The sequence below is a fragment of the Pseudomonas fluorescens genome (assembly GCF_000967965.1).
Classification (GTDB): Bacteria; Pseudomonadota; Gammaproteobacteria; order Pseudomonadales; family Pseudomonadaceae; genus Aquipseudomonas; species Aquipseudomonas grandcourensis.
Map to the genome: position 1 here is coordinate 297,656 of NZ_LACC01000017.1, position 10,908 is coordinate 308,563.

At 61.1% G+C, this 10,908-nt stretch carries 11 protein-coding genes; 6 read left to right on the forward strand and 5 right to left on the reverse strand.

All coding sequences use genetic code 11. The annotated features are described in order from the left end of the window. Positions 1 to 22: 22 nt before the first annotated feature. The 3 genes from VC35_RS15595 to pdxH all read left to right on the forward strand — a co-directional run bounded on the left by VC35_RS15595 (position 23) and on the right by pdxH (position 2,960). On the forward strand, positions 23 to 1,168 hold the full coding sequence (locus VC35_RS15595) for an EstA family serine hydrolase (RefSeq protein WP_046041254.1): 1,146 nt from the start codon (positions 23 to 25) through the stop codon (positions 1,166 to 1,168). A gap of 112 nt (positions 1,169 to 1,280) precedes the next feature. After that, on the forward strand, positions 1,281 to 2,288 hold the full coding sequence (locus VC35_RS15600) for an OmpA family protein (RefSeq protein ID WP_046041255.1): 1,008 nt from the start codon (positions 1,281 to 1,283) through the stop codon (positions 2,286 to 2,288). A 24-nt stretch (positions 2,289 to 2,312) separates the two neighbouring features. Further along, positions 2,313 to 2,960, forward strand: a complete 648-nt coding sequence (gene pdxH / locus VC35_RS15605) for a pyridoxamine 5'-phosphate oxidase (RefSeq protein ID WP_046041256.1) — start codon at positions 2,313 to 2,315, stop codon at positions 2,958 to 2,960. A 5-nt stretch (positions 2,961 to 2,965) separates the two neighbouring features. Here the strand turns inward: pdxH and VC35_RS15610 are convergent, their stop codons facing one another. After that, a complete protein-coding gene (locus VC35_RS15610) occupies positions 2,966 to 3,202 on the reverse strand; it encodes a hypothetical protein (protein ID WP_046041257.1) in 237 nt (78 codons plus the stop codon). Positions 3,203 to 3,367: 165 nt separating this feature from the next. Here VC35_RS15610 and VC35_RS15615 point away from each other — a divergent pair, with 165 nt between their 5' ends. Further along, entirely contained in the window at positions 3,368 to 3,832 is a 465-nt protein-coding gene (locus tag VC35_RS15615; protein WP_007992400.1) for an outer membrane lipoprotein, read from the forward strand. Between the two features lie 104 nt (positions 3,833 to 3,936). Here VC35_RS15615 and nhaA read toward each other — a convergent pair whose 3' ends face one another. Then, a complete protein-coding gene (nhaA, locus tag VC35_RS15620) occupies positions 3,937 to 5,124 on the reverse strand; it encodes a Na+/H+ antiporter NhaA (RefSeq protein ID WP_046041260.1) in 1,188 nt (395 codons plus the stop codon). Between the two features lie 247 nt (positions 5,125 to 5,371). On the opposite strand from nhaA, the gene VC35_RS15625 reads away from it, so the two are divergent. Continuing rightward, complete coding sequence (locus VC35_RS15625) at positions 5,372 to 6,469, forward strand: PLP-dependent cysteine synthase family protein (protein ID WP_185754795.1); 1,098 nt, start codon at positions 5,372 to 5,374, stop codon at positions 6,467 to 6,469. A gap of 134 nt (positions 6,470 to 6,603) precedes the next feature. On the opposite strand, the gene VC35_RS15630 is transcribed toward VC35_RS15625, so the two are convergent. The 3 genes from VC35_RS15630 to VC35_RS15640 form a co-directional block, all read right to left on the reverse strand. Continuing rightward, positions 6,604 to 8,217: an NAD(P)/FAD-dependent oxidoreductase gene (locus VC35_RS15630; protein WP_046041263.1), complete on the reverse strand. Its 1,614-nt coding sequence runs from the start codon at positions 8,215 to 8,217 to the stop codon at positions 6,604 to 6,606. Positions 8,218 to 8,312: 95 nt separating this feature from the next. After that, positions 8,313 to 8,981: a COG3650 family protein gene (locus VC35_RS15635; protein WP_046041264.1), complete on the reverse strand. Its 669-nt coding sequence runs from the start codon at positions 8,979 to 8,981 to the stop codon at positions 8,313 to 8,315. Between the two features lie 110 nt (positions 8,982 to 9,091). Beyond that, complete coding sequence (locus tag VC35_RS15640) at positions 9,092 to 9,688, reverse strand: short chain dehydrogenase (protein WP_046041265.1); 597 nt, start codon at positions 9,686 to 9,688, stop codon at positions 9,092 to 9,094. 106 nt (positions 9,689 to 9,794) lie between these two features. Here VC35_RS15640 and VC35_RS15645 point away from each other — a divergent pair, with 106 nt between their 5' ends. Then, positions 9,795 to 10,703, forward strand: a complete 909-nt coding sequence (locus VC35_RS15645; RefSeq protein WP_046041267.1) for a LysR family transcriptional regulator — start codon at positions 9,795 to 9,797, stop codon at positions 10,701 to 10,703. Positions 10,704 to 10,908: the final 205 nt, after the last annotated feature.

Genomic DNA, 10,908 nt, shown 5'->3' on the forward strand with positions numbered 1-10,908 from the left:
GCGTTAATCCGGGGAGTTGCGGGTGCAGATTCAGGGTCATTACGAGCTTAAGTTCGAAGCGGTGCGAGAGGCGTTCGCGGCGCTGTTCGACGATCCCCAGGAGCGTGGCGCAGCGTTATGCATCCAGGTCGGCGGCGAAACCGTCGTCGATCTGTGGGCCGGCACTGCGGACAAGGACGGGGCCGAGGCCTGGCACAGCGACACCATCGCCAACCTGTTCTCCTGCACCAAGACCTTTGCCGCCGTCACCGCGCTGCAACTGGTGGCCGAAGGCAAGCTGCAACTGGATGCCCCGGTTGCGCGCTACTGGCCCGAATTTGCCGCTGCCGGCAAAGAGTCCGTCACCCTGCGTCAACTGCTCTGCCATCAGGCCGGGCTTCCGGCATTGCGCGAGTTGCTGGCCCCCGAAGCCCTTTACGACTGGCAAACCATGGTCGACGCCCTGGCCGCCGAAGCGCCATGGTGGACGCCGGGCGAAGGCCACGGTTATGCGGCGATCACCTATGGCTGGCTGATCGGCGAATTGCTGCGCCGTGCCGACGGTCGCGGGCCGGGTGAATCCATCGTTGCGCGGGTCGCCAAGCCGCTGGGCCTGGACTTCCATGTCGGCCTGGCCGACGAAGAGTTCTATCGCGTGGCCCACATTGCGCGGGGCAAGGGCAATGTCGGCGATGCCGCCGCTCAGCGCCTGCTGCAAGTGACCATGCGTGAGCCAACGGCCATGACGACCCGGGCGTTCACTAACCCACCGTCGATCATGACCAGCACCAACAAACCCGAGTGGCGACGCATGCAACAGCCAGCCGCCAATGGTCATGGCAACGCCCGCAGCCTGGCCGGCTTCTACGCCGGCCTGCTGGACGGCAGCCTGCTGGAAAGCGAAATGCTCGATGAATTGACCCGCGAGCACAGCCTCGGCGAGGACAAGACTTTACTGACCCGGACCCGTTTCGGCCTGGGCTGCATGCTCGATCAACCGGACGTTGCCAATGCTACCTTCGGCCTTGGTCCGCGGGCGTTTGGTCATCCGGGTGCCGGCGGTTCCATCGGTTTTGCCGACCCGGAGCACGATGTGGCTTTTGGATTTGTGACAAATACCCTGGGGCCGTACGTCTTGATGGACCCGCGCGCGCAAAAGCTGGTGCGGGTTCTGGCCACTTGTCTGTAAAAACGACTATCGGGTGCCAGGGCTGGAACCCGATAGCCATTCCAGTTTCAAACTGTCTGCTTCTACCGGCCAATGTGGCCTGATTTTTTGACTTCATTTTTGTGGATATCCAATGTCATCCAATAAAACCCTCGCTTTGGCCCTGTGCTTCGCTATTACCGGTTGCGCACAGACTCCACAGAAAGACGTGACGGCACCTGTCGCCAAGACTGAAAGCGCCAGCCACTGGTACTGGCCGTTCGGTTCCGACGACAGCGCCGGCAAGCCCGTGGCCAAGCCGGAGGTGAAACCCGTAGTCAAACCCGTTGCGGTGGCCAAGGCCGAAACCGATAGCGGCAACAAGTGGTGGTGGCCGTTCGGCGGTCGTGAGCAGAGCACCGCCAAGGCTGTGCCGATGCCAGACCCGAAAGTCACCCAAGCCTGGCTTGACGACTACGAACCGCGTCTGCGCGAGGCGGTCAAGGGCAGCAACATGCAGCTCGAGCGTCGCGAAAACGTGCTGGTGGTGACGGCGCCGGTCGAAGGCTCGTTCAACCCGGATCGTCCGGCCATGCTGCTGCCGGTCACGCTCGGTCCGTTCACCCGCGTTGCCAAGATCCTTGAAGCCGATCCAAAGACCGCTGTGTTGATCCTTGGCCACAGCGATACGTCCGGCGCTGCGCCTGCCAACGTCAAGCTGAGCCAGGAGCGTGCCCAGGCCGTTGCGGCGATTTTCCGTCTCAGTGGTTTGCAGCGTGATCGCTTGATGCTGCGTGGCCTGGGCGGTGATGCGCCGCGTGCCGCCAATGACAGCGTGCAAGGCCGTGCGTTGAACCGCCGCGTGGAACTGCTGGTGACCCCGCAAAACACCATGGTCGCGCTGCTGAGCAAGTACAATATGCCGGCTCCGGCACCTGTGACCATGGTTGCTGCCGCGGACGCCAAGCCGGTCGCCAAGCCTGTGACACCGGCCCCTGCGACTAAAAAGGCTGCGGTTCCAGCGACGAAAAAAGCCCCCGCGAAAAAAGCGCCGGCCAAGAAAGCACCTGCGAAAACTGCAACGCCAGCGAAGAAAACCACGCCAGCCAAAGCCTCCACGGCTGACAAGAAAGTCGCCGCCACTGATACTGCAAAGCAGTGATTCGTTAACCAAAAGGAATGCGCCATGACCCAGGGCCTGGCTGATATGCGTCGTGACTACACCCGTGATGGCCTGACCGAGGCACAAGCGCCGGCCGAGCCGTTTGCGCTGTTCCACCAGTGGTTCGCCGACGCGGTGAAAACCGAACAGGCGCCGGTGGAAGCCAACGCCATGACCCTGGCCACCGTCGACCAGGACGGTCGACCGCACTGTCGCATTCTGTTGCTCAAGGGCCTGGACGAGCAGGGTTTCACCTTTTTTACCAACTACGAAAGCGCCAAGGGCCAGCAACTGACTGCGAATCCGTTCGCGGCCATGACGTTTTTCTGGCCGGCGCTGGAGCGCCAGGTGCGCATCGAAGGGCGGGTGGTGAAGGTGACGCCTGAAGAGTCCGACGCTTATTATCAGGTCCGTCCGCTGGGCAGTCGCCTGGGGGCCTGGGCATCGCCGCAGAGCCGGGTGATCGCCGATCGTGGCGAACTCGAAGCGCTGCTCAAGGACACCGAGCAACGTTTCAGCGACACCCAGCCGCATTGCCCGGAACACTGGGGCGGTTATCGCCTGCTGCCGGAGCGCATCGAATTCTGGCAGGGTCGCCCAAGCCGCCTGCACGACCGCCTCAATTACCGCCAGCAGGGCGCCGACTGGATGCTTGAACGTCTGGCACCCTGAGCAGTCTACCGATCGGGATAGCCTGCCGCAGCGGCCTCCAGCCACTTCGGCAGGTCTCGACGCTTGATCTTCTGCGCCTGAGCACTCGCCAATCGTTCGAGCATGAAGGCTTTTTTCTGCTCGTCCTTGCCCGCCAGCGCTAGCGCCAGGTCGCGGTCCATCCAGCGTTTGATCCGCACGTACAGCCACCAATGGAAGTACAAACCGGCAACAGTCGTGACGACGATGATAAAGTAGTCCATTGAAATCCTTGGCCAGTGGGGCAGCTTTGCGAATTTGCCGCTACTGTGTGAGTTCGTGGAGGCGCCTTAACGGAGCCTGAATCAAACCAATTTTACCCGGGCGATGCCGTGACAGGCGTCAAGCTGCGGAGTTTAATGAACAACTGTTTCTTTGGAGTTGATGCTATGCGTAAGTCTGTTCTGCTGGTTGCTTCCTTTTCCACGATGGCGATGTTGCTCACTGGTTGCCAATCGAGCCTGACCGGTGACTCCTATTCCCGTGACGAGGCGCGTCGTGTGCAGACCGTTCGCATGGGCACCATCGAAGCATTGCGTCCGGTGAAAATCGAAGGCACCAAAACCCCGATCGGCGGCGCTGCAGGCGCAGTGGTCGGCGGCGTTGGCGGCAGCTCCATTGGTGGCGGCAAAGGCAGCGTCGTTGCTGCCGTCATCGGTGCTGTGGCCGGCGGTCTGCTCGGTTCGGCCGCTGAAGAAGGCCTGACCCGCACCCAGGGCGTGGAAATCACCGTGCGCGAAGACGATGGCAGCATGCGCGCCTACGTTCAGGAAGTTCAGCCGAACGAAGTGTTCCGTGTTGGCGAGCGTGTGCGCATCGCAAGTGTGAATGGCACCAGCCGCGTTTCGCACTAAGCGCAAACACCGGATAAACAAAAAACCCGATCAGGCGACTGATCGGGTTTTTTGTTGTTCAGCTCAGGCGAGTCTTGATTGGCGCCAGGCGTTATCGCGGTTTATCAGGAGGCCAGTGTGGTGTTCTTGCGGCTCGCCATCGCCGTCACTACATAACCGATCAGCGCCGCCAGAATCGAACCGGTCAAGATCCCCATGCGGTCCATCCCGGCGAAATCACTCACGCCCGGCTCGAAGGCCAGCGAGCCGACAAACAGACTCATCGTGAAACCAATGCCGCAGAGAATTGCCACGCCCAGTATCTGGCCCCAATTGGCGCCTTGGGGCAGGGTGGCGATACCGGTTTTCACGGCCAGCCAGGTCAGGCCGAAGACGCCGACGGTCTTGCCCAGCAGCAGCCCGATGGCGATGCCCATGGGAACGTGGTGAGTGAAGCTTTCGACGGTGACACCGCTCAGGGACAGGCCGGCATTGGCAAAAGCGAACAGCGGCAGGATGCCATAGGCCACCCACGGATGCAGGGCGTGTTCCAGGGCCAGCAATGGCGAAGGCTCGGCATTTTTCGTGCGCAGCGGAATGCAGAAAGCCAGGGTCACGCCGGCCAGGGTGGCGTGGACACCGCTCTTGAGCACGCAGACCCAGAGGATCAAGCCAATGATCATGTACGGTCCGAGCTTGACCACGCCGAGCCGGTTCATCCCGATCAGCGCCGCAATGCAGGTCGCGGCCAGCGCCAGGGACAGGGTCGACAGCGCGCCGGAATAGAAGATCGCAATGATGATGATCGCGCCGAGGTCGTCGATGATAGCCAGGGTCATCAGGAACAGTTTCAGCGACACCGGAACCCGCTTGCCCAGCAGCGCCAGCACGCCAAGGGCGAAGGCGATGTCGGTGGCGGTCGGAATTGCCCAGCCGTTCAGGGCGGCTGGCGTGTCGCGATTGAGGTACCAGTAGATCAGCGCCGGCACCACCATGCCACCAATGGCGGCGGCACCGGGCAGGACGATTTGCGACGGATTGGACAACTGGCCGTCGAGGACTTCGCGCTTCACTTCCAGACCGATCAGCAGGAAAAACAGTGCCATCAGGCCGTCGTTGATCCATAGCAACGCCGGTTTGGCGATTTTCAGCGCGCCGATCTGGGCCACCACGGGGGTGTCCAGCAGGCCGTTGTACAGCCACGATAGCGGCGAGTTGTTGATAATCAGAGCCAGAACGGCAGCGGCGATCAGTAACAGACCGCTGGCAGCTTCCAACTGAAAGAAACGCGTGAAAGTGCTACGCAGAGGCAAGGTCGCTCTCCATCTGTGAGTTCAAAAGGTGTTACACCCTAACAAGTACTGTTAGTTGTTAAAACAAAAGTTATATTCTTTTTTGTTATATGTCGTTACAGACTGATCCCTCAGCACCGACCAGAGCCTAGCAGTTGCCGGGCGTATTGGATTTCATCTGTACCTGTGCTGGACGCAGGTTTTTTCCTAAGCTTGTCGGATGAGCCTTGTTAAAAGGCCGACTCCTGCCCGATACAACGAGAAAACCATCATGAGCGACAACCGACAGTGGTCCCGCGAAGCGATCCGGATCATCGAAGCCGATTTCCAGCGCAGCGCCGACACCCACTTGATCCCCTTGCCGCTGCCGGGTTTTCCGGGCATCGAGTTGTACTTCAAGGATGAATCCAGCCACCCCACGGGTAGCCTCAAGCATCGCTTGGCCCGTTCGCTGTTCCTGTATGCGCTGTGTAATGGCTGGCTCAAACCCGGTGCGCCGGTCATTGAAGCTTCCAGCGGTTCCACGGCGATTTCCGAAGCGTACTTCGCTCGCATGCTGGGCTTGCCGTTCATTGCGGTGATGCCGGCGACCACGTCCAAGGAGAAGATTGCGCAGATCGCCTTCTACGGTGGCCGAAGCCACCTGGTGGACGATCCGACCCAGATCTACGCCGAGTCCGAGCGCCTGGCTCGTGAACACGATGGACACTTCATCGACCAGTTCACCTACGCCGAGCGCGCCACCGACTGGCGAGCGAACAACAACATTGCCGAGTCGATCTTTCAGCAGATGCGTTTCGAGCAGCATCCCGAACCGAGCTGGCTGATTTCCAGCCCCGGTACCGGCGGCACCACGGCCACCCTGGGCCGATACGTGCGTTATCGCCAGCATGGCACCCGCGTGCTGTGTGCCGATGCCGAGCGTTCGGTGTTCTTCGATTACTACCAAACCGGCGATGCCAGCCTGCGACTGGACCACGGCTCGCGTATCGAAGGCATCGGCCGGCCGCGCGTGGAAGCGTCGTTTCTGCCCAAGGTGATCGACGCGATGGTCAAGGTGCCGGATGCCTTGTCACTGGCGGCCATGCACTACCTGGCGGAGCGTCTGGGAAGGCATGTGGGCGGGTCGAGCGGAACCAACCTGGTCGGCGCACTGATGGCTGCCCAGCACATGAAGGCGGCGGGGGAGACGGGGTCGATGGTGGCGATTCTGTGTGACAGCGGCGAGCGCTATGCTACGACCTATTACGATCAGGACTGGCTCAAGGCTCAGGGGTATGAGTTGAGCGGGTTGATGGCTGCGGTGGCGGCGACGGTGGAGCGGGGTGAGCCGTTGCCGGCGAGCGTGCTGCGCGCCAATATCTAAGGCGCTGAATACCAATGTGGGAGCGAGCTTGCTCGCGATGGCGGCGTCACATTCAACACTTATGTTGATTGATCTACCGCTATCGCGAGCAAGCTCGCTCCCACAGGTTCTTGCATTGTTTCCGGTATCGCGTATCAGGCTTCCAGGCCAAGGATATCCCGAGCCACAGCTTCTGCAATCCGAATCCCGTCAACACCCGCCGACAGAATCCCACCCGCATATCCGGCACCTTCACCGGCCGGGAACAGGCCCTTCACGTTCAGGCTCTGCAGCGACTCGTTACGGGTAATGCGCAGCGGCGACGAGGTGCGGGTCTCGATCCCGGTCAACACGGCGTCGTGCAGCGAGTAACCACGAATTTGCTTCTCGAATGCCGGCAAGGCTTCGCGAATTGCTTCGATGGCGAACGCCGGCAGCGCCAGCGCCAGATCACCCAGGGCTACGCCCGGCTTGTAGGACGGCTCGACGCTGCCCAGTTCGGTGGACGGCTTGCCCGCGATAAAATCGCCGACCAGTTGCGCCGGGGCTTCGTAGTTGCTGCCGCCCAGCACGAAGGCGTGGGACTCCAGGCGTTCCTGCAGCTCGATACCTGCCAGCGGGCCGCCCGGATAATCGACTTCCGGGGTGATGCCGACGACGATACCGGAGTTGGCATTGCGCTCGTTACGCGAGTACTGGCTCATGCCGTTGGTGACCACGCGGTTCGGCTCGGACGTCGCCGCCACCACGGTGCCGCCCGGGCACATGCAGAAGCTGTAGACCGAACGGCCGTTCTTGGCGTGGTGCACCAGTTTGTAGTCGGCGGCGCCCAGTTTCGGGTGGCCGGCGTACTTGCCCAGGCGCGCACGGTCGATCAGCGACTGCGGGTGTTCGATGCGGAAACCCACCGAGAACGGCTTGGCTTCCATGAACACGCCACGGCCGTGGAGCATGCGGAAGGTGTCGCGGGCGCTGTGGCCGAGGGCCAGGATCACGTGTCTGGAGTGGATCTGCTCACCGCCATTGAGCTCGACGCCGACCAGTTGACCGTCTTCGATCAGCACGTCGGTGACACGCTGCTGGAAGCGCACTTCACCGCCCAGGGCGCGAATCTGCTCACGCATGTTTTCCACAACGCCGGTCAGACGGAACGTACCGATGTGCGGCTTGCTGACGTAGAGGATTTCTTCCGGGGCACCGGCCTTGACGAATTCGTGCAGGACTTTACGACCGAGGAATTTCGGGTCCTTGATCTGGCTGTAGAGCTTGCCGTCGGAGAATGTCCCCGCGCCGCCCTCGCCGAACTGCACGTTGGATTCCGGGTTGAGCACGCTTTTGCGCCACAGGCCCCAAGTGTCCTTGGTGCGCTGGCGTACTTCGGTGCCGCGTTCGAGGATGATCGGCTTGAAGCCCATTTGCGCCAACAACAGCCCGGCGAAAATCCCGCACGGACCGAAGCCGACGACGATCGGACGCGCACTCAAATCGACCGGCGCCTGGCCGACCTCTTTGTAGCTGACATCCGGCGCCACGCTGACGTTACGGTCATCGGCGAACTTGTGCAGCACCGCCGCCTCATCGCGAACTTCAAGGTCGATGGTGTAGATGAAGCACAGTTCGGAGGACTTTTTGCGCGCATCGTAGCTGCGCTTGAACAAGGTGAAATCGAGCAGGTCATCGCTGGCAAGCCCTAAGCGCTGCACGATGGCAGGGCGCAGGTCTTCTTCGGGATGGTCGATTGGCAACTTGAGTTCGGTGATTCGTAACATGGCGGGATCCGGTTCGCGGGGCGCACAACTGCGCCAGGGCGTTTGAAGCCCGCGATTATAAGCCTCAAAGGCGCAGCCCCGTGAGGCTTAAACGATCAGTCGTCGCGCGATCCGCCGAAATACCCACAGCCGCGCTGTACCTGGCCGTCGATGCGCAGTTCGGCACTCATGTGCTGGATGCTGCCGGTGCTGCTGTCGACGCAACGTTGCGGTGCAACCCACAGTTCGATGTGCTGGTTGTTGGCTTCGGTGCTGAGGTTGAAACGGCCATCGCCCAGTTGCTCCTCGACGTAAGGCACGGCCAACGGCGGCTGGCCGGCCCGGTCGAGGACCATGCCTTTGCCGCTGACTTTCACGCTCCACTCCGGTGTGTGGCCGGCGGCGCGCAGGATCAGCAGTTTGAAATTCGGATCATCGCACGCAGTGCCCGAGCGCTCGACGCGGTACAGCTGCTCCAGATCGAGCTGGCCGTCACCACCGCTGCCAGCCACAACCCGCCCGCGCACGTCGGCAAACAGCTTGCCTTGCTTGTCCGCCAGGTTTGCGGCCTGTTGCAGGACGCTGGTGCCGCCCGTGTCGTTAACCACGTAGCGGTTTGTCTGGTTGCACGGCTGGAACAGCAGTTTGCCATCCGCCGCAGTCAACTCGCCTTGCATGCGTGTCTGGCCGACATGGGAGGCGCTCTGCCGTTCACCGTCGAACAACTGGCAAGCGGCGAACAGCGGAAGCAGGGCAACGAGGACTAGGGAACGGGCAACACGCATCTTGGGGTCTCCTGACAGGTGCCGCCACGTTACTCAGCCTGACCGTTCATCACAACCCGTTATCGTCTCCACTTTGTATTGGCGCTGACGCAGGTTGCGATTTTTCACTTTCAGATGTGAAAGGTCTGACCTGTTTGCAGGCCTTCCACGCTTTTGGCGTAGGCCAATGCCACATCCGCCGCAGGAACCGGCTTGAAGCCACGGAAGTACGGCGCGTATTTACCCATGGCTTCGACCAGGACATTCGGGCTGATCGAATTCACTCGCAGGCCGCGCGGCAGTTCGATGGCGGCGGCCCGGACGAAGCTGTCCAGTGCACCGTTGACCAGTGCTGCCGAGGCACCGCTGTATATCGGATCGTGGCTGAGTACGCCGGTGGTGAAGGTGAACGAAGCGCCGTCGTTGGCGAACTCGCGGCCAATCAGCAGCAAATTGACCTGGCCCATGAGCTTGTCTTTCAGGCCCAGGGCAAAGCTCTCTTCGGTCATCTCGTTGAGCGGTGCAAAGGTCACGTTGCCGGCGGCACACACCAGTGCATCGAATTTGCCGGTCTGCTCGAACAGTTTGCGAATCGAGGCGCTGTCACTGATGTCCACCTGAAAGTCGCCGCTGGTGCGACCGATGCGGATGATTTCGTGGCGTTGCGACAGTTCCTTGTCGACGGCCGAACCGATGGTGCCGCCTGCGCCGATCAAAAGAATTTTCATGGGAGCTTGTCCTCGTGTGGGTTGAACGAGGTATCAGTTTAGGGTGGTTTTTTCTCTAGATAAGCGCACTAATAGGCAACCTTTGGTTTTCAAATGGAAACAATCCATGAGCGAGATGGATGATCTGGCCGCGTTCGCGGTGTTGATCGAAGCGGGGAGTTTTACCCTGGCGGCGCAGCAGCTTGGTTGCAGCAAAGGCCAGCTGTCCAAGCGCATCAGCCAGTTGGAAGCGCAGTTTTCCGTGGTGTTGTTGCAACGTACCACCCGCCGCTTGAGCCTGACCGCCGCTGGCGCTGCGTTGTTGCCGCAGGCCCAGGCGCTGGTGGTGCAAGTCGAACGGGCACGCCAGGCCCTGGCGCGCCTGAAAGACGACATGGCCGGCCCGGTGCGGATGACGGTGCCGGTGTCGCTAGGGGAAACCTTCTTCGATGGCCTGCTGCTGGAGTTCTCGGCCAAGTATCCCCAGGTGCAGATCGAGTTGGAGCTCAACAACAGCTACCGTGAACTGTCTCGCGACGGCTTCGATCTGGCGATTCGTTCCGACGTGGCCATTGACCAGCGACTGGTGGCGCGTCCACTACTGGCGTGGCAGGAACTGACCTGTGCCAGCCCGGCTTACCTGGAGCAATACGGTGAACCGCAAACTCCCCAGGCGTTGGCCGAGCATCGCTGCCTGCTCAACAGTCATTACAGTGGCCGCGAAGAATGGCTGTATCACCAGCAACATGAGTTGTTGCGGGTGCGGGTGTCGGGGCCGTTCGCCAGCAACCACTACAACCTGTTGAAGAAAGCCGCGCTGGTCGGCGCCGGTATTGCACGCCTGCCGTCCTACTGTTTGCCAACGGAGTTGGCGGACGGGCGATTGCGATGGCTCCTGCGCGATTATCAGACCCGCAGCATGCCGATGTATCTGGTGCATCCGTATCAGGGCGGTTTGCCCAAGCGCACGCAGGTGCTGGCGGATTATCTGATCGGGTGGTTCAAGCGCAGCGGCGAGGTGTTGGATCGGCTCTAAATCATCACTCGAACCTCTATAGGAGTGAGCCTGCTCGCGATAGCAATTTCACGTTCAAAAGAGATGTTACCTGACCCACCGCAATCGCGAGCAGGCTCACTCCTACAGGGTTCTGTGTTGTTGGTGAGGTTGTGCCAGACATAAAAAACGGCCCGAAGGCTAATGCCGATCAGTTAAGCCTCACTGCTTGACCTTTGGCCGCAAG

Excerpts from the sequence above, each read along its gene's own strand:
- VC35_RS15640 (WP_046041265.1), bottom strand. The coding sequence starts at position 9,688 with ATGAAAATTCTTTTGATCGGCGCAGGCGGCACCATCGGTTCGGCCGTC.
- pdxH (WP_046041256.1), top strand. The coding sequence starts at position 2,313 with ATGACCCAGGGCCTGGCTGATATGCGTCGTGACTACACCCGTGATGGC.
- VC35_RS15610 (WP_046041257.1), bottom strand. The coding sequence starts at position 3,202 with ATGGACTACTTTATCATCGTCGTCACGACTGTTGCCGGTTTGTACTTC.
- VC35_RS15645 (WP_046041267.1), top strand. The coding sequence starts at position 9,795 with ATGAGCGAGATGGATGATCTGGCCGCGTTCGCGGTGTTGATCGAAGCG.
- VC35_RS15615 (WP_007992400.1), top strand. The coding sequence starts at position 3,368 with ATGCGTAAGTCTGTTCTGCTGGTTGCTTCCTTTTCCACGATGGCGATG.
- VC35_RS15630 (WP_046041263.1), bottom strand. The coding sequence starts at position 8,217 with ATGTTACGAATCACCGAACTCAAGTTGCCAATCGACCATCCCGAAGAA.
- VC35_RS15635 (WP_046041264.1), bottom strand. The coding sequence starts at position 8,981 with ATGCGTGTTGCCCGTTCCCTAGTCCTCGTTGCCCTGCTTCCGCTGTTC.
- VC35_RS15600 (WP_046041255.1), top strand. The coding sequence starts at position 1,281 with ATGTCATCCAATAAAACCCTCGCTTTGGCCCTGTGCTTCGCTATTACC.